This is a genomic window from Sunxiuqinia sp. sy24, from assembly GCF_052677165.1.
This window is the reverse complement of record NZ_JBQYLH010000013.1, coordinates 123,640-147,202: the sequence shown is the minus strand read 5'-3', so window position 1 is coordinate 147,202 and position 23,563 is coordinate 123,640. Positions and strand designations below refer to the sequence as shown.

Annotated in this window: 23 protein-coding genes; 7 read left to right on the top strand and 16 right to left on the bottom strand. The window is 39.5% G+C overall.

Annotation, left to right across the window (positions count from 1 at the left end; translation table 11 throughout):
* On the top strand, nucleotides 1-948 hold a 948-nt coding region (locus ACUNWA_RS12685; protein WP_445592290.1), incomplete at its 5' end, for a glycoside hydrolase family 31 protein.
* A gap of 399 nt (nucleotides 949-1,347) precedes the next feature.
* Here ACUNWA_RS12685 and ACUNWA_RS12680 read toward each other — a convergent pair.
* Nucleotides 1,348-2,766, bottom strand: coding sequence for a Gfo/Idh/MocA family oxidoreductase (locus ACUNWA_RS12680; RefSeq protein ID WP_445592289.1), 1,419 nt, complete (start codon nucleotides 2,764-2,766; stop codon nucleotides 1,348-1,350).
* Between the two features lie 55 nt (nucleotides 2,767-2,821).
* On the opposite strand from ACUNWA_RS12680, the gene ACUNWA_RS12675 reads away from it, so the two are divergent.
* A complete protein-coding gene (locus ACUNWA_RS12675) occupies nucleotides 2,822-3,187 on the top strand; it encodes a hypothetical protein (protein ID WP_445592288.1) in 366 nt (121 codons plus the stop codon).
* Nucleotides 3,188-3,236: 49 nt separating this feature from the next.
* Here ACUNWA_RS12675 and ACUNWA_RS12670 read toward each other — a convergent pair whose 3' ends face one another.
* The 4 genes from ACUNWA_RS12670 to ACUNWA_RS12655 all read right to left on the bottom strand — a co-directional run bounded on the left by ACUNWA_RS12670 (nucleotide 3,237) and on the right by ACUNWA_RS12655 (nucleotide 5,939).
* Nucleotides 3,237-4,016, bottom strand: coding sequence for a pirin family protein (locus tag ACUNWA_RS12670; protein WP_445592287.1), 780 nt, complete (start codon nucleotides 4,014-4,016; stop codon nucleotides 3,237-3,239).
* Nucleotides 3,973-4,563, bottom strand: coding sequence for a YceI family protein (locus ACUNWA_RS12665; RefSeq protein ID WP_445592286.1), 591 nt, complete (start codon nucleotides 4,561-4,563; stop codon nucleotides 3,973-3,975). The genes ACUNWA_RS12670 and ACUNWA_RS12665 overlap by 44 nt, the downstream gene beginning before the upstream one ends.
* A gap of 80 nt (nucleotides 4,564-4,643) precedes the next feature.
* Nucleotides 4,644-5,516, bottom strand: coding sequence for a helix-turn-helix domain-containing protein (locus ACUNWA_RS12660; protein WP_445592285.1), 873 nt, complete (start codon nucleotides 5,514-5,516; stop codon nucleotides 4,644-4,646).
* 6 nt (nucleotides 5,517-5,522) lie between these two features.
* Nucleotides 5,523-5,939 carry an OsmC family protein gene (locus ACUNWA_RS12655; RefSeq protein ID WP_445592284.1) on the bottom strand — a complete coding sequence of 139 codons (417 nt, stop codon included), beginning with the start codon at nucleotides 5,937-5,939 and terminating at the stop codon, nucleotides 5,523-5,525.
* Nucleotides 5,940-6,093: 154 nt separating this feature from the next.
* On the opposite strand from ACUNWA_RS12655, the gene ACUNWA_RS12650 reads away from it, so the two are divergent.
* Nucleotides 6,094-6,795 carry a Crp/Fnr family transcriptional regulator gene (locus tag ACUNWA_RS12650; RefSeq protein ID WP_445592283.1) on the top strand — a complete coding sequence of 234 codons (702 nt, stop codon included), beginning with the start codon at nucleotides 6,094-6,096 and terminating at the stop codon, nucleotides 6,793-6,795.
* Between the two features lie 126 nt (nucleotides 6,796-6,921).
* Here ACUNWA_RS12650 and ACUNWA_RS12645 read toward each other — a convergent pair whose 3' ends face one another.
* The 9 genes from ACUNWA_RS12645 to ACUNWA_RS12605 all read right to left on the bottom strand — a co-directional run bounded on the left by ACUNWA_RS12645 (nucleotide 6,922) and on the right by ACUNWA_RS12605 (nucleotide 16,242).
* Nucleotides 6,922-8,106, bottom strand: coding sequence for a murein hydrolase activator EnvC family protein (locus tag ACUNWA_RS12645; protein ID WP_445592282.1), 1,185 nt, complete (start codon nucleotides 8,104-8,106; stop codon nucleotides 6,922-6,924).
* 12 nt (nucleotides 8,107-8,118) lie between these two features.
* Nucleotides 8,119-8,913 (bottom strand): DUF4292 domain-containing protein, encoded by a 795-nt coding sequence (locus ACUNWA_RS12640; protein ID WP_445592281.1) that lies wholly within the window; start codon nucleotides 8,911-8,913, stop codon nucleotides 8,119-8,121.
* 77 nt (nucleotides 8,914-8,990) lie between these two features.
* Nucleotides 8,991-10,751: a tetratricopeptide repeat protein gene (locus tag ACUNWA_RS12635; protein WP_445592280.1), complete on the bottom strand. Its 1,761-nt coding sequence runs from the start codon at nucleotides 10,749-10,751 to the stop codon at nucleotides 8,991-8,993.
* 9 nt (nucleotides 10,752-10,760) lie between these two features.
* The gene (gene dut, locus ACUNWA_RS12630) at nucleotides 10,761-11,195 is read right to left on the bottom strand and encodes a dUTP diphosphatase (RefSeq protein WP_445592279.1); all 435 of its coding nucleotides are present in this window, start codon (nucleotides 11,193-11,195) and stop codon (nucleotides 10,761-10,763) included.
* A gap of 82 nt (nucleotides 11,196-11,277) precedes the next feature.
* Entirely contained in the window at nucleotides 11,278-12,408 is a 1,131-nt protein-coding gene (gene hemW / locus ACUNWA_RS12625; RefSeq protein WP_445592278.1) for a radical SAM family heme chaperone HemW, read from the bottom strand.
* 51 nt (nucleotides 12,409-12,459) lie between these two features.
* On the bottom strand, nucleotides 12,460-12,906 hold the full coding sequence (locus tag ACUNWA_RS12620) for an RrF2 family transcriptional regulator (RefSeq protein WP_445592277.1): 447 nt from the start codon (nucleotides 12,904-12,906) through the stop codon (nucleotides 12,460-12,462).
* A gap of 3 nt (nucleotides 12,907-12,909) precedes the next feature.
* Nucleotides 12,910-14,280 (bottom strand): lactate utilization protein B, encoded by a 1,371-nt coding sequence (locus ACUNWA_RS12615; RefSeq protein WP_445592276.1) that lies wholly within the window; start codon nucleotides 14,278-14,280, stop codon nucleotides 12,910-12,912.
* A gap of 2 nt (nucleotides 14,281-14,282) precedes the next feature.
* Nucleotides 14,283-14,714, bottom strand: a complete 432-nt coding sequence (rpiB, locus tag ACUNWA_RS12610) for a ribose 5-phosphate isomerase B (protein WP_445592275.1) — start codon at nucleotides 14,712-14,714, stop codon at nucleotides 14,283-14,285.
* Nucleotides 14,715-14,775: 61 nt separating this feature from the next.
* Nucleotides 14,776-16,242: a lipopolysaccharide biosynthesis protein gene (locus ACUNWA_RS12605; protein WP_445592274.1), complete on the bottom strand. Its 1,467-nt coding sequence runs from the start codon at nucleotides 16,240-16,242 to the stop codon at nucleotides 14,776-14,778.
* A 124-nt stretch (nucleotides 16,243-16,366) separates the two neighbouring features.
* Here ACUNWA_RS12605 and ACUNWA_RS12600 point away from each other — a divergent pair, with 124 nt between their 5' ends.
* Nucleotides 16,367-17,440: a glutaminyl-peptide cyclotransferase gene (locus ACUNWA_RS12600; protein WP_445592273.1), complete on the top strand. Its 1,074-nt coding sequence runs from the start codon at nucleotides 16,367-16,369 to the stop codon at nucleotides 17,438-17,440.
* Here the strand turns inward: ACUNWA_RS12600 and ruvB are convergent.
* Nucleotides 17,427-18,455 (bottom strand): Holliday junction branch migration DNA helicase RuvB, encoded by a 1,029-nt coding sequence (ruvB, locus tag ACUNWA_RS12595; RefSeq protein WP_445592272.1) that lies wholly within the window; start codon nucleotides 18,453-18,455, stop codon nucleotides 17,427-17,429. The two genes, ACUNWA_RS12600 and ruvB, sit on opposite strands and share 14 nt — an antisense overlap.
* 62 nt (nucleotides 18,456-18,517) lie before the next feature.
* Entirely contained in the window at nucleotides 18,518-18,907 is a 390-nt protein-coding gene (locus ACUNWA_RS12590; protein ID WP_445592271.1) for a response regulator, read from the bottom strand.
* A gap of 526 nt (nucleotides 18,908-19,433) precedes the next feature.
* On the opposite strand from ACUNWA_RS12590, the gene ACUNWA_RS12585 reads away from it, so the two are divergent.
* The 3 genes from ACUNWA_RS12585 to ybeY are packed head-to-tail and all read left to right on the top strand — an operon-like array spanning nucleotide 19,434 to nucleotide 23,522.
* Nucleotides 19,434-22,715 (top strand): DUF4175 family protein, encoded by a 3,282-nt coding sequence (locus ACUNWA_RS12585; protein WP_445592270.1) that lies wholly within the window; start codon nucleotides 19,434-19,436, stop codon nucleotides 22,713-22,715.
* Nucleotides 22,712-23,131, top strand: a complete 420-nt coding sequence (locus ACUNWA_RS12580) for an ATP-binding protein (protein WP_445592269.1) — start codon at nucleotides 22,712-22,714, stop codon at nucleotides 23,129-23,131. Before ACUNWA_RS12585 ends, ACUNWA_RS12580 begins: the two co-directional genes overlap by 4 nt.
* The gene (ybeY, locus tag ACUNWA_RS12575; RefSeq protein WP_445592268.1) at nucleotides 23,109-23,522 is read left to right on the top strand and encodes an rRNA maturation RNase YbeY; all 414 of its coding nucleotides are present in this window, start codon (nucleotides 23,109-23,111) and stop codon (nucleotides 23,520-23,522) included. The genes ACUNWA_RS12580 and ybeY overlap by 23 nt, the downstream gene beginning before the upstream one ends.
* The last annotated feature ends 41 nt before the right edge of the window (nucleotides 23,523-23,563 follow it).

Genomic DNA, 23,563 nt, shown 5'->3' with positions numbered 1-23,563 from the left:
GTATGCCCCTTTGTGAGCCCCGACTGCGATGTGTATCGTGCACTGGATAAAAAAGGCTATTTCATCAAAGACAAGTCCGGACAAACAGCGATGATTCGCTGGTGGAATGGAGTGAGCGCTGTATTGGATCTGTCAAACCCGCAAGCAAAAAAATGGTTCCGAGATGAATTGCAATGCCTGGTCGATGAATATGGTGTTGATGGCTTTAAGCTGGATGCTGGCGATGCGCGCTTTTATACCGGTGATTTAGACCTAAACGGACTGACTCCCAACGACCATTCAAAACTGTATGGCGAGATCGGTCTTGATTTCCCACTGAATGAATACCGGGCTATGTGGAAAATGGGAGGCCAACCACTGGCTGAACGCCTGCATGATAAAAACCACAGCTGGGAACACCTGAATATGTTGATCCCTCAAATGTTGGTGGAAGGTATCATGGGCTATCCGTTCTCTTGTCCTGACCTTATCGGCGGTGGTCAATATATTTCCTTTATTGACGGAGCAATTATCGATCAGGAGTTAATCGTTCGTTCGGCTCAATGCCATGCTTTGATGCCTATGATGCAATTTTCGGTTGCTCCTTGGCGCGTATTGGATGCCGAGCATTTGCAAGCCGTCAGCCGATCCATTGAAATTCGTCAGCAATACAAAGACTATATTTTAGAGTTAGCCCATCAAGCCGCAAAAACAGGCGAACCCATCATGCGTCCTATGGAATACAATTTTCCACAGCAAGGTTTTGTAAACGTTGTTGACCAATTTATGTTGGGCGAGGATATCCTGGTTGCTCCTGTTGTTAAAAAAGGTGCTCGGAAACGTTTGGTTTATTTACCAAAAGGCAAGTGGGAAACTCCCTCCGGCAAGATTGTAAAAGGAGGTGGTAAAAGTTTAGAATTTGATGTTGCCTTGGATGAGCTTCTTTACTTCCAACGCCGTAGTAAGTGATCTGCAACAAAAGGCCATCTCCATATACTTTTATCTTCGTCCAATTCCTGTAAGCCTATTTCCTGCAGTTTTGGACACCTTTCCAATACACTTTCCTAGTACATCCAACAGAAAAGCCAATCTTCCAAGCCTTGAAATGAATTTTTCCATTTAATTAGGCTGTCAGGATTGGCTTTTACTGGCTTATATACCTCTTGTTTCCTTATGAATTCCGCCTGAATAAGTAGGTCTAACAATTATCAAAAAAGTGCCTTTACAGATGAACTGATCGTCATTCGAAACTCAAACCATCAGAAGCAGGCTGCCACAACTACCTGCGCTTTGCTTATCTTGATATCCCCCCTGCAATAGAGCTTCCAGCATACTCAGATTAGCCTTCAAGCTCACCAAATAGAAAAGTTAACCTCTCATTGGACTGACCTTAATATCCGTCAGCTCAGCAATTTTCACCGGATGTTTTTCTTCGATACTTTTCCGGGCGGCAATTCCAATCAGAATTGACATGGCTCCATCGCGTGTTCCAGCTGAATGTTTGTACGGATCTGCTATATCCGGATCTTTGAATATTTTATCCTGAAGCCGAACATCGCCACCACCGTGTCCACCACGAATGCGCGGAACCTTCACGAGTTGGTATTCCGGCTCCCAATTTTTCATCACCATAATTTCGTCATAGGCAGTGTCATTCTCTTCTGCATTCTGATTCATCTCCTGAGCGTGCAATTGTGCTTGATTTACACGATCATCAGCACGCCACGGAATGCCTTCCCACGAATCAATCCGCCCGTCCATGCCATTAAAAGCAATGCGCCAACCTTCATATGGCGAGTAAGTTGTCAGCGAATAACTCACTTGCACATCATTGGCATATTTAATTTGAACGGCCATTTTATCGTAAATATCAATTCGATGACGCCACAAACAATTGTCGCGGATATAGCCATCGTATTTCTCATTGTTCACATACAAATCCACAGCATGCTTGTCTTTCATGATATCCCAATAAAATTTGCACTTATCGGTATAAGCACACGAACGACAGTTGGCTCCGCGAAACTCATTGTTGCTTCCGTAGTGCTCCAGCTCACCGTATGCCGTCACTTCTACCGGATCCGAATCAATCCACCAGTTCAGTAAATCGAAGTGGTGCGTGGCTTTATGAAGCAGTAAAGTTCCGCCTTTATCGCGCTCACCATGCCAACGCCGAAAATACGATGCCCCGTGATACGTATTCAGGTACCAGTGAAAATCGACCGAGGTAACTTGACCTACTTCGCGTTTAGCCAGCAACTCTTTCAACTTCGAAAATTGGTGCCCATAGCGGTAATTGAAACCAACAATCACGTGGCGTCCGGTTCGACGTTCGGCATCCAGAATCGCCTGACATTTCATCTCATCCGTTGTCATGGGCTTTTCCGTAATCACATCGCAGCCCATCTCCAGCGCTTTTATAATAAACTGATCATGTGTACAATCCATGGTCGTAACGATAACAACATCCGGCTTGGTTTCCCCAATCATTTGCTCAAAGTCAGTAAACACCGGGCAATTAACACCCATAAAATTCAAGGCAAACTGAAGGCGACCGGGATTGATATCACACAAACCAACAAATTCAGTTTCATTGGAATAGTTGTCTACGATGTTTTTACCCCAAAAGCTAGTGCCGCGAATTCCGGTACCCACTAAAGCCAATTTGGTTTTAGCACTTGCCGATTTAGCTATTGATTCCATGGGATTCGCCAAAAAAGCACCGGCCGTTAAGGTTCCGGCAGCGCCCAAAAAATGGCGTCGGTTTAAGTTTTTCGATTCTTGCATAGGTTTGAGTTTTTTCTGTTAGTCCTGAATAGTAGAGCTTTACTTGAAATTAATCATGATTTCTTTAAGAAATATATTGGCTTCCTGCTATTTTTCAAAAAGATACGTGATTAAAGCCGTAAAGCCAACGTTAAAAAGCATTTTCACAACACTGTTTATCAACGCCTTGCTAAATAATAACGCCCGTATTCGTTATCACCTCAGTCGCTTGAGTGAAAGCCGTGCCTTTTCAAAGTCGCCAGTAAACCACGAGTTGCAGAAATACGTGGTAAGCGGCTCTTTAAAAGAAAAGCCTAAAGATCTGAAGTCGCCTAGTTTTAAGACCGTCTTTGAGGTGAAAGAAGAAGACCGGACTGACTTTGACATTCGCCTGATACGCCTAGATGCCTTACCAGATAGTACGGCTGAAATTTGGCCCTAAAAAAACCTGAATGACTTATCACCCAGGTTTTTTCTATCTCAATAAAAAGTTAAATTACCATTGGAACTTCCAGTAATAGTAATTGACTTTCCTTTTCAATTTTTATTGACAGATTTCCGTTCAGTTCCGTTAAACCAACGGCATCACGCATTGAAAGCGATTGATCCTCCACCCTTACTTCGCCTTCAATAACCATTAAAAATACGCCGTTTTGAGGGTTCTTGGGTTGGTAATTGACCGACTGAGCTTCATCAAAATTTCCTCGATACAACCAGGCATCCTGGTGAATCCACATCGAATTGTTTGCTCCGTCCGGAGAAATAACCATTTGCCAGTTGTTCTGCAACTTAGCCAGATCAAAATAGGCTTGATCATAACGGGGTTCAACATTTTCTTCATTGGGAAACAACCATATCTGAAAAAAGCTGACAGGTTCATCCTCAGAAGGATTGAATTCAGAATGCGTTACGCCCGATCCGGCAGACATCACCTGAACTTCCCCTTTTTTGATGATGGATCCCGTGCCCATGCTGTCTTTATGTTCCAACTGTCCGTCAAGAACAATGGAGATGATTTCCATGTTGTCGTGTGGATGCGTTCCAAAGCCCATTTTAGGCTCCACATAATCATCATTCAACACACGCAACGCCCCAAAATTTAGACGCGACGGACAATAGTAATTGGCAAAGCTAAACGTGTGCCGGCTCTTGAGCCAGCCATGATCTGCTGTTCCCCTACTTTCTGATCTGTAAAGAACAATAGCCATTGTTCCCTCCTTCCTTTCTTTATTTTTTAGCGACAACAACAAAATCAAGCGTGAAGTCGTCATAAATCATTTTATCACCCAAGTTGTCAAAGAATGACTTGGAACCATATCTGACATTATAATCTGAGCGGTCAATAATGAGTTTCCCTTTCAAGGTAACAGCATCGGCTTGGGTCGATGATGCGGCTTGGAAACTAACCGGTTTCGTAATTCCTTTAATGGTCAAATCACCAGTCAATGTATAGTTATCAGCTGATTTTTTAACATCTGTCAACACCAAAGTAGCCGTTGGGTGAGATTCTACGGAAAAGAAATCATCTGATTTCAGGTGTCCAACCAGCTTTTGGTTGTATTCTTGATTGGTCAGATCTTCGTTTTTAATGGATTGCATATCGATGGTAACGGTACCTCCTTTAATCTCCCCATCAACAACCTCTAACGAACCGTCTTTGATATCGATTGAACCATAGTGCTCGCCCGTTACTTTTTTCCCATTCCAGGATACGGTGCTGTTCGAAGCATCCACCACAAAATTACCGGCAAAAACGGCCGAACTTACCAGTAAAGCCAAGCTTAAAAAAGCCCATTGTTTCATTTTCATTATTTTCATAATTGTATCAATTTTAGTGTTAATATTCAATTACAAAAATAAAAGACCTAAAGATCTTAATAAATGGACAAAAACCGAATTTATTGGTACTTTTTTCGACTAATATCTCTAAAATCCTTGATTGTTAGCCCAGTATACTTCTTAAAGAACCGACTAAAATAGGATGGATCTTCAAAGCCCAGGGCGTAGGCAATTTCCTTTCCACTCATGTCGGTGGCGAACAATTTTTGTTTTGCTTCCTCGATTATGCGGTTACGAATCATTTCACCAGCAGTAATCCCGGACGATTTTTTGGCTACCTCACTCAAACACGTCGGATTTATCTGAAGCATGTCAGCATAAGCCGACACGCTCTTTTCGTTGGTATAATGCTCCTCAATCAGTTCTTTAAAACGAATGATAGTTAAGCTATCAGATTCTTCCTCATTGATGGGCTGATATTGCATTTCAAAAACACGAATGGAGCGCAACAAAAACAGATGTAACAAATTCAGCACGACATCCTGACTGTGTTTATCAGGTTGCTGCACTTCATCAACCAAGGCTTTTATCAGCGTGTTGAGTTGTACTTTTGTGTCGCCTTCTACTTTAATCAGCGTTTTAAATTCGGGGTTATTAAACAACTCGTACTCTTTAATCGGAGTGTATTCTTTCCGGTTATACCGAACAAATTCCTCGTTGAAAAGTATGGAATAGCCAGTTGCAATATGATCTAAAACCAGACGATGCTTGAGTCCAGGCGGCACAAAAAGCAGGGTATCTTTTTCAATGACATATTCCACAAAGTCGGTGGCATGCACTGCCTGCCCACTTTGAATCCAGAAGATAGAATAGAAGTTGTGAAGGTGAGGCAGTTGATTTTGTCTTCTGTCCTCCTCCTTCAAATCACAGATTGGCATAATCGTGAAAATCCGATCTTCGTTCTCGTCATTAAAAAGATTGACTCGGCTCATATGGCTTTATTCAATCACCCGAATTTCGCTGCTCAGCTTCAATGCATCTTTATAAACCGCACTCACACCGCAATATTTTTCTTCTGAAAGACCAACCGCTTTTTGCAGCTTGGCGAGGGGTAAATCCTGTCCTTTAAACTCATAAATAACTTTCATTTCCACGTACTTCTTGGGATGCTCATCCGTCACATCACCTTCCACAATCACGCGGAAAGCTTCCGGCACCACTTTCATTTTTTTCAAAATGGAGATCACATCAAGCCCTGTGCAGCCAGCCAAAGCAGTCAGCATAAGTTTTTTGGGACGAAAACCTAAATCATTTCCTCCACTCTCCGCACCGGCATCAATAACCAGTGGGTGTCCGTCTTGTACGGTTTCAAATGCCATATTTTCTTTCCAGGAGAGGTCTACAACGTGTTTCATAACAATTTCATTTTTAACAATTAACTAGTTATATTTTGTCTGACAACTAAGGTATTAAAATATATAACTAAATAGTTTTACAAATATAAATGTTCATTGTATATTTAAAATCGATTATCAACATTATTCATCCAATTTTAACAAATAACGGTTCATGAGAAGTTCAACTAACAGACCTACAGAAGAAGAATGCGAACTTTCAGGCTTTCAATTATTTAAAAAATTAACAGAACAGGAATTTGCCCAGTTAAATTACGAGAAAACCTGTTCATTGTTCAAAAAGGGAAGTATAATTTATCGGGAAGGGAGTCGTTTAACAGGCTTTTATTGCGTTACAAAGGGCATTGTCAAGATTTTAAAAACCGGCATCGATGGCAAAGAACAGATCATTCGCTTTGCCAAAAAAGGGGAGATCATTGCTTACCGCTCGCTCTTGAGCGAAGAATCGGCCTGCACCACTGCCAAGGTAATTGAAGAAGCAGTGTTATGTCATATCCCCTACCAAACCTTGCAGTTTCTGATTCAAAGTAACTGGCAATTCTCGCACCACATGCTTCAAATTATTTGTAAGGAATTGCGCGAAGCCAATGATTACATTACTGATATCGCACAAAAAACCGTGCGTGAACGTCTGGCTGAAGTGTTGCTTTTACTAAAAGAAGCCTTTGAACTGGACAATTCGAACACCTTACAAATATCGCTAACGCGAGAGGAACTTGCCAATATTGTGGGTACCGCTACAGAAAGTGTCATTCGATTATTATCCGAATTTAAACAAGACAAACTCATCGAATTACAAGGAAGGAAAATAAAATTACTCGATATTAAAGCGCTGACTCGGGTAGCTAATTTGTAGTTAGGTGGATTCACGCCTTCTAAAATGCATTCTTCAAGGTCTTTTGACGGCTGCTGTTTCTAAGTGAAAACGGCCTTCAAATAATATAAACAGGATGGAGTCAAGCCGCGATTCCATCCTCTTTTGTTATCGACTGATCCAATCTTCAGGATTCATTTTTTGGTTTTCACGCCACACCTGGAATTTCAATACCGTTTTATTACCATCCGAAGAGTCGGAGAAAATAGCTCCTATTGCTTGCTTTGTTTTCACTTGCTGACCGGCTGTGACAAACACTTCCTTTAAGTTGGAATAAACACTTAAAAAGCTTCCATGGCGGATGATGACAGCCATATTTCCACCCGAAATTGCAAACACCCGACTAACCTCACCATTGAATACAGCGCGCGCCTGAGTGCCATTATCAGTACTAATGTCGATGCCATTGCTTTTTACCTTAATGTTTTTTAGTACCGCATGGGCATGTACTCCAAACCGTTCGGTAATTACGCCACGTTCCACCGGCCAAGGCATGCGACCCTTATTTTCCTCAAAATTGGCGGCTAAAAGCTTTTGTTCGGGTGTCATTTCAAACGAGCCTTTTTCACGCGCTTTGCGGGCTTCCTCGGCCAGCAAACGCTCAATTTCCTGATTCAGCTCTTCCTGTTCTTTCTGCTGCTCGCGCAGCTTCTTACGAAGGGTACGTTGCTGTTGCTGCAGACTTTGTACTTGCTGCTTTTGCTGCTTTTTCTCGCTTAACAGCTGTTGAGTTTCTTCATTTTTACTGGTCAGCAATTGGGCTTTCTGCTGCTTTTGTTCTTGCAGCTCCAGTACTTTTAGTTCTACCAAACCACTGATTGCCTGAATAACTTCAGCCTGAGATTTCCGGTACTGGGCATAACGCCGGAGGTACAGCATGCGCTTGTAAGCTTGGTTTAAGTTTTCGGAAGATAGGAGAAAAATCAGCATGTCATAGCTGTTTTTATTCTTCCTGGCGAAACGGATCATCGCCGCATATTCTTCTTTCAATTGGTCCAAATCGGAATTCAACATAGACGAAACAGCCGTGTTTTCGCCAATGTAACCATCCAGAATAACTATTTCATCGTTGATATTCTCAATCAACCTGTTACGATTTTGAATCTGCGAGTTGATTAATTGCAGTTTGCCAAGGCTGGCTTTTTCGCTCTGCTGTGCTTTTTGAAGTAAACTCGACGTGTATTTTATCACCTGTGACGTGTTGATCTTTTTAGCGCGCAAATCCGTCAATGATTGTCCGGTGAGGGACAACATGGCAAGAAAGAATACAAAGCTCAACAGAAGGCTTCTCATTGCTTAATAGGACTAGTTCATCCGGCTATACTTGTCCGGTATATTGAAATTAAATGACTGGTCTTTTCCGGTAGAAAATTTACTTAGTTTAATCTGCATCGACAAATCTTTTTCGGCATTCTCAAACCGAATGCTGATGTCGCCAGGATAAAGTTGCCGGCCTACCGTAACAAATTCGGAAAAATTAACAGTTACTTTGCGATCATTGGTTTGGTCATCAAGTGTTATTTTCCGGATTTTAAAGGTTTGCGGATCAATGTACAAATGTTGAACAATGAACTCATCTCCATCCATTTTTTTGAGATACCTGTCAATCTTTTCTTCCTTCCCTTTTCGCTCTATCTTATCCAGCTTTCGGTTTTTAACCGATTGCAAAATATACATTCCCGAATCAGCATAAGAAACAAACTCCTTAAAATCATTTGATCGCGGATCATCGTAATACGAAAAAGCATCGTTACTAATGATAGATTGAACCAGATGAAAATCAAGATCCATGTGCACGATATCGCTTAAAAAATCGTAACCTTCTTCCAGGTATTCTTTTTTCAGGTAATTAACCATCTTAACACTATCGTGAGTTAAATACAACCGGGCAAGCGGAATATTGATTTTGCTGATCGTCAGCAAAATTTGTCTGTCTTTTTCAGATTTGAGATTAGCACGAAACGAGGCCTTTTCCTGAGGACCATCATACTGACACATAATGCGTTTGATGGCCAGCATATCATAGTCGAACGCTTTCTCTTGAACTTTCTTAATTAATCGGTTGGTACTGATAGGCCGAATGCTTTCGGTGGACACCATCTTGCTGGTTTTGCAGGATGAAAAACCCAAAAGCATAATAAATATAAGGCTTATATACTGGTGGTATGACGGTGTTTTCAAGGGACTAAACTTTCAATAAATCGTGATTCTTTAATTTTCTGATCCAATACCTCGGTTCCTTCTCCAAGCGCTTGGGCTTTTTTCCAGTTTTCGAGTGCTTTGTCGGTTTCTCCAAGCTTGTAAAGGATGTCTCCGTAATGCTCAAGCAAGACAGAATTTTCGCTACCTCCATTGCTGATAGCCGTTTCGATATAAAACTTAGCCAACAGGTAATTTTCGCGTTTAAACAGCACCCAGGCATAAGTGTCGAGGTAGGTAGGATTTTCAGGATTGGCCTGAACGACTTTTCCGCTTAGGCGTTCAGCTTTTTCAAGCTGTTGCCCACGCACAGAAAGGTAATACGCATAATTGTTGATGGCCATGTAATTGTTCGGATCCAACTTAATAACCTTATCAAAAGCTTTGAAGGCTTCATCCACTTGATCCAAATTGTAATTGGCTTCTGCCTTGTAAAGCTCAAACTGAATTTTGAGTGACTGATTATCCAGAACATATGCCTCACCTTCGTCAACAATTGCTAAAACCTCTTCGTACTTCTTAAGCTGCAGCGCTGCAACTGCATGAAGCGCATAAGAAACCGCCTGATTAGGAAATAATTCAATGGCTGCCTTGCTGTTTGTGTATAGGCTTTCAAAGTCCATTAAATCATTATCCATAAACAACAATTGTTGCCAAATCACAAAGTTGTCCTTATCGGTTTCCAGGTATTGCTTTAAATAATTCCGGGCTTCATCAATTTTATTTTGCCGCATCAAATGTTCAGCGTAAATGGTATACATCCGGTTATCATCAGGATGTGCCGCATGCAGAATATCCAACAATTCACCAATTTGGTCATTGGTCCACTCCGAATTCTCAGCATCGGAAGTTTGCAACATGTAATACTGAATCTTACTTTCCGCATCCAATTCCGTGTTAGCAAAAGCTTTTTTAATGTGGTCAAAAGCCATTTCCTTATCGCCTTGTTCAATGTAGAAATTGGCCAGTGAAAAGTGAACGAAGCCATTTTCAGGGTCAATATCCAGTATTTTATTGAAATAGTTAAGGGCATTGACCGAATCACCTACTTGCTGATAAAACTCAGCCATCAGCCCGTAATACTGTGTTTCGGTAGGATTGGACTCAATCAGTCTATTGATCTCCTCAAACGCCCTGTCTGGCTGATCCTGTTTGATATAAAGCTGTTGTTTGGCGACTGATATTTGTTCGTTTAAGCCTGTTTTCTTCTCCAGTTGGTCATAAGCTGTTAAGGCTTCGGAATAGTTTTCGGACATCCCCAGCAATACGGCTTTGTAATACAGAAATTCCTTATTTTCGGGTTCTTTAGCACTCAATTCCGTATACAAAACTGCCGCTTCTTTAAACTGTTGCCGTTGACGATAAATTTCGGCCAACATCAGTTTATACCATTTATTATCAGCATTGATGCTAATGGCCTTTTCCAATAAAAGGGAAGCGCTTGTCAGGTCTTTATTGGCGTAATGGATGCTCGCCATTTCATACATGGCTACCGACGAATTCGGATCGATTTCCAAACAGCGAGAAAAAATAGAAACGGCATTTTGAACGTTGCCTAATTTCTTTTGTTTTAACCCTTCAATAAACAAATATTCAAATTCATTTCGCTGATCCTCCGACAGTTCATCTTCTTTATCGACTTCCACTACGGGTTCGGCCACCAGTTGCTTTTGAACCGTTGAACAGGATATAAAAACAAGGGTGAGTACTAAAAAATATGTCAGTCTTTTTAAGATCATTTCGTTGTTTTAATTTTTGCCTGTATGACCAAAACCACCAGCTCCACGTTCTGTTTCTTCTAAAATCTGAACGGATTCCCAGCTCACGGTTTCGTGTTTGGCAATCACCATTTGGCAAATTCGTTCGCCATGATTGATAACAAACTCTTCATTCGATAAGTTAACCAGAATCACTTTTATTTCACCACGGTAATCGGCATCAATTGTTCCGGGCGTATTTAAAACGGTAACTCCCTTTTTGATTGCTAAGCCACTGCGAGGTCTGATTTGTGCTTCGTGCCCGGCCGGTAGTTCGATAAACAATCCGGTAGGTACCAGGGTTCGTTCCAGCGGTTTTAAAACAATGGGTTGTTCCAGGTCAGCACGTAAGTCCATTCCTGCAGATAAAGCCGTGCTGTATGCCGGCAGTTCATTCTTCGATTGGTTAACAATTTTCACTTCCATAGCTTGCATTTTTTCAGTCTGCAAAGATAGATAAATATTGCAAGTCTGCGCCTTAATATCACGCAATTAACAAAATTTAAGCCTATTCCAGAAAGAACAGTTCCTCCATAATTTTATCGGAGATAAACAGTCCCTCGGTTGACATTAGGTATACGTTATTCGTACAATACAGGTGTTTGCTTTCTAAATATTTTTCTGCTTCACTTTTAAAATGCTGAACGAATTTCTCAGCAAAATTTTGCTCCAGATAGGCAACCGAGATTCCCCATTTGGTTCGCAAAGAGGTAATCATATAATCGTTGTACTGATCTTGCTCCGACAAGATTTCAGTTTCCCAGTATGGCAATTTTTGTTCCATTGCCTGCAGGTATTTTTTTAAACTTGAAACATTCCATCGTCGTGTATGGTAGTCAAATGAATGTGCTGAAGGTCCAAAACCCAGGTATTTTTTCCGTTCCCAGTAAGCTTTGTTATGCCTCGAATAACAATGTTTTCGGGCAAAATTTGAAATTTCATATTGTTCAAAACCTGCTTCTTTCAAACAATTCAGCAAGAGTTTAAACTGCTCTAAACTCAGTTCATCGGGCAATTCCTTAATTTTTCCTTTTTTCAGGTAATCGAAGAAAACAGTTCCTTCGTGATAGGTGAGGTGATAAGCAGAAATGTGCTGCACATTCAATGCTATGGCTTGTTCAACATTGGTTTCCCAATCGGCCAGTGTTTGGTTGGGCAAGCCATAAATTAAGTCAATACTGATGTTTTGAATCCCAGCATACTGTGCTGCACGAATGGAGTTTACAGCTTGTCGGCTGTTGTGCCGACGATTCATGCTTTTTAAATCGTGATCATTGAACGATTGTGTGCCAATGCTCAGTCTATTAATGATCGTTGTTTTTACGCCCTCTAAAAAGGATTCTGACAAGTCATCAGGATTAGCTTCGAGAGTAATCTCGACATCTTCGCCCAGCTGATAATGTTGCTCAATCAGGCTTAAAATATCCCTGATTTCTTCAATTTTCAAGACAGAAGGTGTTCCTCCTCCAAAATAAATACTGGCTATTTCTTCTTGTTGAAGCTCGTTTTTGCGTTCCTTTATTTCCTTTTTCAGGGCAACTAAAAAATCAGTTTTAGCCCCAAAATCTGTCGATTTATAAAAATCGCAATAATGACATTTGGTCTTACAAAATGGAATATGAATATAAATTCCGGCCATGAATCGGTCCTCCTAATTTCGTTCTCCGACGGCCTGCCGGAATGAAAAATCTTACATTTTAATCAGGTCTTCGTGCCCCGCCATATCTTCAATAATGGTTGCCAATGTTGTTTGGGAATAAAAGATTGATAGTTTCTCACGAACTTCTGAAAAACTTTTATGTACCGGGCAGGGCTGTCCACTTTCGTGATGTGTAGAACAAGGCTCCATGCTAATCAGGCAATTTTTGAAAAAGTCTTCGCCATCAATAATCGTCACAATGTCGTAAAGCGAAATTTCTTCAGCTGGTTTTCCAAGTCCAAAACCACCATTGGGTCCTTTAGTTGAAACCAAAACTTTTTGTTTAACCAGATTTTGAAGAATTTTACCAAGGAAAGGGGTTGGAATATCCAAATCGCTTGAAATTTTCTTAATCCCGATTTTCGTTCCATTTCCATCGCTGAATTTTCCGAGATAGATTAAAGCTCTAATAGCATATTTACATGTATTCGACAGCATAACTTAGTGTTTATTTTTCCATTGTTGACTAAATGATTCCTTTGCAAATGTTGGCAGTGATTTTTGATCACCCAAAGCATTCTTTTGAAGCTTACCCAATTGATTTTTTGTCTTCCCATTGAGCAAATCCAATCGTTTCCGCTTCATAAAAGCGAATTCAAACGCTTTCATCCCCATATTCCAGGCCAGGGGAGTGTCGCCATGACGAACGGCATCGCGACGATTATACAGCAGCATATTGTGTAGTGGTATTTTTACCGGGCATACTTCGGTGCATTTACCACACACAGAACAAGCCGAACTCAAGTGGTTATATTCTGAGAAACCTTTAAAAAACGGCGTGATAACTGATCCGATTGGCCCGCTGTAGGTGGCATCGTAAGTGTATCCTCCAACATTTTTGTAAATGGGGCAGGCGTTTAAGCAAGCGCCGCAACGAATACATTTCAAGGCTTCAAATTGATCATCTTTCTGATACAACTCACTACGCTTGTTATCCAGCAGAATGACATACATTTTCTCCGGTCCATCGGTTTCACCTGGTCGCTTAGGGCCGGACACTATGGAATTGTAAACCGTTATTTGTTGTCCCGTTCCATGAGCGGCCAGCAAAGGCCACATCAAGCCCAAATCCTGAATGCGCGGAACCACTTTCTCAATTCCACCAATGGCGATATGAATCTTGGGGAAAGAGAAAGTCATCATCGCGTTGCCTTCATTCTCCGTAAGGGCGATGGCTCCTTTATCGGCAATCAAAAAATTAGCACCGGTAACGCCAATATCGGCCTGAGTAAATTTTTCACGCAGCAAGCCCCGCACAAAGTTGGTTAAATATTCGGGCGTACTTTTTTCAGGAGTGTCAAATTTCTCATGAAAAAGCTCTGCAATATCTTCCTTTGATTTGTGCATAGCCGGCGTAACAATATGGTAGGGTTTTTCGCCCGCAATTTGCACTATGTATTCACCTAAATCCGTTTCCAGCGACTCCACACCAACCGCTTCAACATGATGGTTCAGCTCGATTTCTTCGGTGGTCATCGATTTACTTTTGACCAGCAAGTTCGCCTTGTTTTCCTTCAAAATTTGCTGAACAGCCTGGATGGCTTCCTGCGCATCTTCGGCCCAAATAACTTCCCCACCATTTGCCCGACTATTTTTTTCAAATTCTAAAAGATAATCAGCTAATTGGCCAATGGCCTCACCCTTGATGAAGGATGCACGATCCTTGGCCAAAGCCAAATCACGGTATCGTTTTCTGCCCCGGTCAACCGCCGCGTCATATTTCGAAATATTGAATTTAATAGTGGCCCGATGTCGTTTATCGGGCGCAATTTTAGCTGATTCCTTTAAAAATTGATTTTTTTCGTCTGACATAATTAGTTTAATGGCATTTTATTGATTCGTCGCACATGACGACCGCCTTCAAAATCAGTTGAAAGAAACGTTTTGACAATCTGAATCGCTTCTTCATCGGTAATAAAACGAGCCGGCAAGGAACAAACATTAGCATCGTTATGCTGTCTGGCCAAAGCAGCAATCTCAGGAGTCCAGCAGATAGCTGATCGAATTTGCTGATGTTTGTTAGCAGTCATACTGATTCCGTTTCCACTTCCACAAAGTGAGATTCCCAAATCGAAATCTCCATCTTCAACCGCTTTTGCCATCGGGTGGGCCCAATCCGGATAGTCGGAACTTTCATCGGAGTACGCACCAAAATCTTTAATTTCGATCCCTTGTTCTTTCAAAAATTTCATAATCAGCTGTTTCTTTTGAAATCCAGCATGATCTGAAGCCAATGCAATCTTCATCTTATTCATTTTCACTAAAAATAATCAAAAATAATACTTAAAAGTATTTATTCGGAATTTCTTACTTAAGAAACCGATAAATTTCTTTTCGCTCTAATAAAAAAGCTAACAATAAAAATACAGTAATTAACATTGTATGAACAAAATACATCCACACAGAAGGGGTGAGATTTAAGAAAATAGCTACAAAGTAAATAATCATTGCAGTCAAAAAATAGAGCCCAATACGTTTTAGCGGGTATTTAACCGGAAAATATTTTTGTCCGAAGATATAGGAAAGAACCACCATCGTGACAAAACAAATTAGCATGGCCCAGGCTGAAGCCATATAACCAAACTGAGGAATAAAAAGGATATTCAGGATTAAGCTGATTCCGGCACCAACAATCGCAAAATAGGCTCCAAAGCGTGTTTTATCGGTTAGTTTATACCAAAGCGAAAGGGTATAATAAATTCCTAAAAAGAGGTTTGCCAGCAGAATGATGGGAACCACATTTAGGCCAGAGTGATATTTAGAATCCACAATCAGCTTGACCAAATCAATGTACAAACAGATTCCGAGGAAAATGATTAAGCCAAAAAGAACAAAATATTTCATGATAATGGCATAGCCGCGTTTATTGTCTTCGGACTTGACCTGGGAAAAGAAAAAAGGTTCGAAAGCATAACGGAACGCCTGAATAAACATGTTCAGAATGACAGCCAGCTTAAAGTTGGCTCCATAAACTCCCAGCTGAGACATCGGATCCTGGCTTTCGGGCAATAATTTTGGAAGCAATATTTTATCGATATTTTGAGTCACCATTCCACCAATTCCAACGATCAGGATGGGGAAGGAGTACCAAATCATTTCCTTCAATAGTTTTCTGTCGAGCCGAAGTTTCACGATCATTTCAGGAATCAATAAAATAAGGCTTATAGCCGAAGCAATCAGGTTTGATATGAAAACATAGCCCACTCCCAACTCGGGCGAATAAACTAATTTCACCCAACTTTCGGGGTTGCTTTTCAATAAAGAAGGACAAATACTCAGGAAAAAGATATTCAGAAAAATGGTGACAAAAATGCTGATGAACTTCAGAATGGCAAATTTGACTGCCTTCGACTCAATCCGCAATTTGGCAAAAGGAATAGCAATGAGGGTATCGATAACGACAATTAAAGCTACCCACTGAATGTATTCCGGATGATCGGAATAGTCGATCCAGCCTGCAATATTTTCAGAAAAAGCAAATACCAACAATAAAAAAGCAATGGACGTACTAAACAAGGAAATTAAAGCGCTTGAATAAGCTCTTTCTTTGTTTTCTTTTTGAGAGGCAAACCGGAAAAAGCCCGTTTCCATTCCGTAGGTTAAAATAACCAACAAAAAGGCCATGTAGGAATACAGGTTAGTGACCACTCCGTATTCAGACGTCAAAAATATAAAGGAATAATAAGGAACCAGCCACCAGTTGATAAAGCGCCCAACAATGCTGCTCATACCATAAATGGCTGTTTCTCCTGCTAATTTTTTAAATGAGTTCAATGCTTCAAAATTTTGTCAAAGATAGGGATTCAAGCTGTTTTTTTTCAGGCAAAAAGATTTTGTTTGGTCTCAGATCTTTTAAAGTTTGTGTATTTTTATTCGTTCAAAATAAATTGAATCAAAAATGAAGTTGAAATTTTCCCTTTTACTGCTGTTGGTGTCGCTTTTTGTTGCGTTTATTTCTTGTTCTAATTCTCCCAAAAGGTCAAGAAAACCTGTAGCTAAAATTAGTATTCAACCAAAAAAAAATCGCTATGAATTTGGTGACTCTGTTTCAATTTCGATCAGCATAAAAAACTCTGATGGTGAAATCAAAGATTCAAAATTGTACGTGGATAATGAATTGGTTCAAAGCAGTGATCAACTGGAATTCAATTATCCTATTGATCGATTGAATGAACTGGGAAAATACAATCTGAAAGTATTAGCAACCAAAACCGATGGGGTAGAAGGTATTACTTTCCAATCGTTTGAAGTGGTTTCAGATTTAACACCCCAAGCTTATGGCTACGAAGTGGTTAACACCTATCCCCATAATATTAAACACTTTACACAAGGGCTCGAAATTCACAACAACGAGTTTTACGAAAGTACCGGTGAAAAAGGTAAATCTGGTATTTTCAAGTTCGATTTAGCCACGGGCGATGTTTTGAAATCGTTTGACATGGAAGACCAATATTTTGGAGAAGGAATCACCATTTTCAACAATAAAATTTATCAGCTAACCTATAAAGCCCAAAAAGGATTTGTGTATGACTTGAGCAGTTTTGCCCGAATCGATTCATTTATTTTCAGTACGCCGGAAGGCTGGGGTTTGGCACACGACGGTACCCATTTAATCAAAACGGACGGCTCGGAGTTTTTACATTTCATTGATCCGGAAACGTATGAGGTTGTCAAAAAAATTCAGGTTTATGACAACCGGGGTCCGGTAAAATATTTGAACGAACTGGAATATTACCAAGGCGAACTTTACGCCAATATTTATACCACCAACTACGCTGTTAAGATTGATCCGTCCACCGGAAAAGTGTTGGCGAAAATCAATTTTGAAGGCCTTCTTTCTGTACTCTACAATCCGGATAAGCCCATTGACGTTTTAAACGGCATAGCCATTCATCCCGACAATGGAAAGATGTACATTACCGGAAAACTTTGGCCCCACTTATACGAGGTCAAATTGATTAAAAAAGACTAGGTGTTTCTCCTCCGTTGTAATTTATTTTTCCCAGGTGTTTGTATGCCCGGTCGGTCACCTCACGCCCACGAGGAGTCCGTTTGATGAAACCTTCTTTAATCAGAAAAGGCTCATACACCTCTTCAATAGTTCCCGAATCTTCGCCAACGGCCGTTGAAATAGTTGAAATACCAACAGGGCCTCCATTGAATTTATCGATGATTGTCGTCAGTATTTTGTTATCCATTTCATCCAATCCATGTTGATCGATGTTTAAGGCTTCGAGTGAAAAACGCGTAATTTCGATATCAATTTTACCATTGCCTTTCACTTGAGCAAAATCACGAACCCGACGAAGTAATGCATTCACGATACGCGGTGTGCCCCTACTCCTAGAAGCAATTTCAAGGGCAGCCTGATCTTTAATTTCAACATTCAGAATTTTAGCCGATCGCTTTACAATTCCTTTCAAAATACTGAGGTCGTAATATTCAAAATGGGCATTAATGCCAAAGCGCGCTCGCAGCGGACTCGTCAATAATCCTGAGCGGGTAGTCGCTCCGACCAAGGTAAACGGATTTAACTCCAATTGAATTGAACGGGCACTGGGGCCTTTGTCGATCAAAATATCAATTTTATAGTCTTCCATAGCCGAATACAAATATTCTTCGACTATGGGGCTTAAACGATGAATCTCGTCGATAAATAACACATCGCTTGGCTCGAGGTTAGTTAATAGGCCGGCCAAGTCACCTGGTTTATCCAAAACCGGACCGGAAGTTAATTTTAAACTCACGCCCAATTCATTCGCAATAATATTCGATAAGGTGGTTTTTCCGAGTCCCGGAGGTCCATGCAATAAAACATGATCTAATGCTTCGCCGCGCATTTTTGCAGCTTGCACAAAAACTTTCAGGTTTTCTACAATTTGCTTTTGCCCTTTGAAATCATCGAAAGAAAGTGGCCGCAATTGCTTATCCAAATCCACATCCTTCTCCGAAAAAGAATCATCGTGAAGATCTATTTTATTTGACATAAATCTATACTTTTCTAAACGAACAAATATAGCTTTATTTCATGAAGTGTTGTCAGTTGAATTTATTTTAGGATTTCGAGGTCCTGAAAAATCTGTTTCAATTTTTCGATATCAAAGGGTTTTGCCATGAATTCATCCATACCATACGAAAGACATTTATCCCGATCATTGTCCATCGTATTAGCCGTTAGTGCAATAATGGGGGTTCTTAAGTTCTGATTATTTTGATTTTCCAATTCCCTGATTTTAACGGTAGCTTCTAAACCATCCATTTCGGGCATCATTAAATCCATTAAAATCACATCATACTGAGTCTCTTTAAAGCGATCCAGCGCTTCTAAACCATTATTGGCAATGGTAACGTCGTGGTTGAATTTTTTCAAACTAAACGTTACAATCCTCTGATTCAGTACATTATCTTCTACAAGCAATATTGACAATTTGTCTTCCATCCACACATACATTTAAGCTCTGTAAAGTTAATCCTTTAAACGGTTAAAAGGAAACCCTCATTTTCCCAAAAAGTATAAACTAACACCTATTAATATTTATAAGGTTTTAATAAAAACTAAAAATGAATAATATAATAGCCTGTTGATTGCATGTATAAAATTCTGAAGCGATTTTTGCTAAACTAAAAAATGTGATCTTATTGGGCAGTTATTAACCGATTATGAACAAGTCTATTCGTTGATAGTAAGTGAAATGATAACGAAATCAACATCTGTTAATATCTTTCGTTTTTGATTACTTTTCCTTATTTGGGAGGGGCGAAATATGTTAATAGCTGTTGATATCTTGGGTAAGATTTTTGAAAAATAATGTTTGTTTTTTTGATTAATAATTGACAGGCAGAAATAGAAACCGAATTTTAAAATTTAATTTTGGATATTTGTTTATCGTGAATTAACAGGAAATTCGAAGATATTAACATTTTTGCATCTTTGTAATGCACTTTTAGATAGGAAGATAAATTAGATGACTGACAGATATAAACAACTTGTTGATAACCTTGATTTATACACTCGAAAGCGGAATATATTCGAGCTGATAAGAGGATTTATACTTTCTACTCTGCTGCTGTTGAGTTACCTCGTTGCTGTTTTGTTGATCGAGCATTATAGTTATTTGACTTCATTTGCTCGGACCTTGCTCTTCTATTTTTCTGCTTTGCTTTTTGCTGGGATCGTCATTTTCTATTTTGTAACGCCATTATTGAAGCTAATTGGCGTCATAAAACCGATGACCTATGAAAAGGTTTCTGAAATAGTTTCCGAGCATTTTGAGGAAATAGACGATCAATTAATAAACATAATTGAACTCGCTGGAATTGGACAAAAAAGTAAGCAATCCTTAATTTGGGCGAGTGTTGATGAGAAAATTGAGAAGCTTAAAAGTTACGATTTTTCGAAAGCGGTTTCTTATAAAAAGCTTCGCACTAGTTTTGGGGTTCTTCTTCTAGTAATATGTTTTTCGTTTTTATTATCGATGGCTTTTCCCGGGGTGTTTTCAGAAAGTGGAAAACGATTGGTCGCGTATGATGAATCTTTCCAAAAGCCAGCTCCTTTTACTTTCGAAATTTTGAATGATAGTTTGAAGGTGAAAAAGGGGAACGGTTTAAAGCTTCAGGCGAAATGTAAGGGAAGTGATATTCCGGAAGTACTCTATATTAATATCGCCGGATCAGATTATCTAATGACAAAAGAAGATACTATTTTTAGTTATTCGCTGGAGCATATTATGAATAGCTTTACTGTGTATTTTACCAACCTGACTTATGAATCTGAAAAGTTTCAGATTGACGTTTTGCCAGCCCCTGCTATTTTAGAATATACTGTTCAAATAACACCACCAACATATACTGGATTTGATGCTTCGAAAGAAAGTATGATGGGTGATTTAGAAGTTCCGTTTGGATCGGAAATTAAGTGGGTATTTAAAACGCTTGATACCGATTCGCTCCATTTTATAGTTGACGGAGAAAAAGCGGAGGTTGTCCAGGGGCAAAATGGTTTTGCTGTGGAATTTTTGGCTAAAAAGGATTTTGACTATTCTATTTCCATTAAGAACAGCTATTTCGATTATCCTAATTTATTAAATTTTCAGGTGGATATAATTCCGGATTTGTATCCTCAAATTAAGGTGGCTCAGTTACGCGATTCCGTTGATTATACCCGTTTTTATTTTAAGGGAAGTATTGCTGACGATTATGGTTTTCATTCGTTAAATTATCATGTGGTTATTCAGCAAAAGGATAGCGTTATCGTATTGCCAATATTAAAGCAGCTAAGTCAGCAGGATTTTTATTTCACGTATGATTTTAAGGAATTGCTTGGTTTGACAGACCAGGTGGATTATTATTTTTCAGTTCGAGACAATGATTATTTCCATTCTTATAAGGAAGCGGTTTCTGAAACCTTTCAGTTTATGTTTCCATCTAAGGAAGAATTGGACCATTTAGATGATCAAAATTTTCTGGATTTGGAGCAATTGATGGAGGAAAGTTTTAAGCTGAGTGACGATATTCAACAAGCAATTGATGAGTTGAAATTTAAAAGTATGAGCGAAAATTCCTCGAATTGGGAAAAGCAGCAATTGGTTTCTGAAATTATGAATAAGAAGAATAAGCTTGAGAATATTTTAGATCAGGTTCAGCAAAAGAATGCCGAAATGAACGATATGAAAAATTCGTTTTCGGAAGAGAAAGCTGAAATGGTTAAGAAGCAAAAGCAAATTGAAGAATTATTGGAAGATGTTTTTGATGAGGAATTGAAAAAATTGTTCGAGGAGTTTAATGAATTGGCCAAGGAATTTGACCAGGCAAAGTTTGATGAATTATCAAATCGATCAGAAATGTCCATGGATGATTTGTCGAAACAGTTGGAGCGAAATCTGCAAATGCTGAAGCGGATGAAGTTGGAGCAGGAACTTGAAGAGGTGATTGAAGCGTTAGATGAGTTGAGTCGAGACGAAGAAAACATAGCGCAGAACTTGGATGAAAGTAGAAATTTTGAAGAAACAGAATTATTGGAGCAAGAAAACAAGCGGAAATTGGACGAGCTACAAGAGAATTTGAATAAGGCATTTGATATGAATAAGACGCTCGATAAGCCTATGAATTTACATCCGATGGACAAGGAGTTTGAGCAAATCAATTCGGTTTATGATGAGGTAGGGGAGTTGCTCGAAAACAGAAGAAAGAATAAGTCTGTCGAAAAAATCGAGCGCAATTCTGATAATTATGAGAATGCTTCTTTTATGCTTAATCAGATGTTGGTCGTAAATGAGCACCAACAAAGTCTGGAAAATATACGCGATCTGCAACAAATCTTAGATAATCTGGTTTACCTTTCATTACAGCAGGAAATCCTTTATGATGAAGTTCGGCTGATCAGTGAAAGTGATCCTCGTTTAAATCTACTTAGGATAGAACAAGATCATCTGATTGGACAAAGCCAGGTTATGAAAGATTCGTTGTATGCAGTTGCTAAGCGAACGCCTGAGATAGGAAATGTTGTGACGAAAGAATTGGTGAATCTCGAGTTCGCGATGGATAAGGCCCTGACCGAGTTGGAAGAAAATAGGTTGAACATGGCGATTAGTCATCAACAACGGGCAATAACTGCTGCGAATAATATGGCCTTATTTCTGAATGAAGCCTTGGATAATTTGCAAAAACAAATGGCTAATGCCATGCCTGGCGATCAGCAATGTGACAAGCCAGGGTCGAATCCGGGTAGCAATATGAATTTATTGAAGCAAGCGCAGCAGGGGATGAAGGAGCAGTTGCAGCAAATGATTGAACAAATGAAATCGGGGGAAACAGGGTACTCGAGTGAGCAGATTGGAAAGACCCTTGCCCAACAAGAAATGATGCAACAAATGGTTCGGGAGTTATTGATGAATTCAGAGGTTGGAAGCTCGGCTAAAGAACAATTAAAGCAAATTAACCAGTTGTTGGAACAAAATACGGTAGATTTGGCACGCAAGAATTTAACGTCTGTGATGATTAGCAGGCAGAATTTAATTCTGAATAAATTATTGAAGGCTGAAAAAGCTGAAATGGAGAGAGATGTGGATGATCAGCGAGAATCCAAAACTGCCGAGGATAATTTTTACAGTAACCCAATTGATTTTTTTGAGTATAAAAAGCAAGAAAAAGAATTGGAAGAAGTTATTGAAAGGAATAATTATCAACTAAGGAATTTTTATGATCGGAAATATAAGGAGTATATCAATAATCTAAGAAAGGAAAATTGAAAAAAAGACTCAGTATACCATCTCATTTAACCTATTTGTATGATGTCGAAAAATTCATACATTCGTTTCTTCAAGAAGCTGGACTACCTGGAACTCAACTTGGATGCATAGTGCTAACTACCTGCGAGTCAGTAAATAACGCTATTTCGCATGGAAACAGGCATAACATTAATAAGTTAGTTGATATTCGTGTTGAATTTACGAATAATGTTATTTGTATCGAAATTGAGGATGAAGGTGACGGATTTGATGTACATGATATCCCGGATCCAACCGACACCGAAAATATAAGAAATGAGCGTGGAAGAGGAATATTCATTATTCGGAATTTGGCGGACGATGTTGAATTTGAGAATAATGGAGCATTGATAAAAATTAAATTTAAATTGAGTCGTGAACATCAACTTTTACTTTGAGGATATTGAAGAATTTCAATTAGACTTACCAAAAATCGAAAACTGGGTTAATAATACCATTAGCCAAGAAGGAAAAGAATCTGGAGAACTTAGTTTTATCTTGTGTAGTGACGATTATCTACTGGAGATTAATAAGCAGTATTTAGATCATGATTACTACACCGATATTATCACTTTTGACTATGTTGAGAATGGCGTTATTTCAGGTGATATTTTCATTAGCGTTGATCGCGTTAGGGAGAACGCTGTGGAGTTTCAAGTGAGCTTTTCCAATGAGCTAAATCGAATCATTATACACGGTATTCTTCATATGTTGGGCTATAAAGACAAGGAAGTAGCCGAAAAGGAGCTCATGACCAGTAAAGAAGATTATTACCTTAGTGTTTATTAAGCTTTTCATTTTGAAGCTTTTCTATTAATTTTGCCATCTAA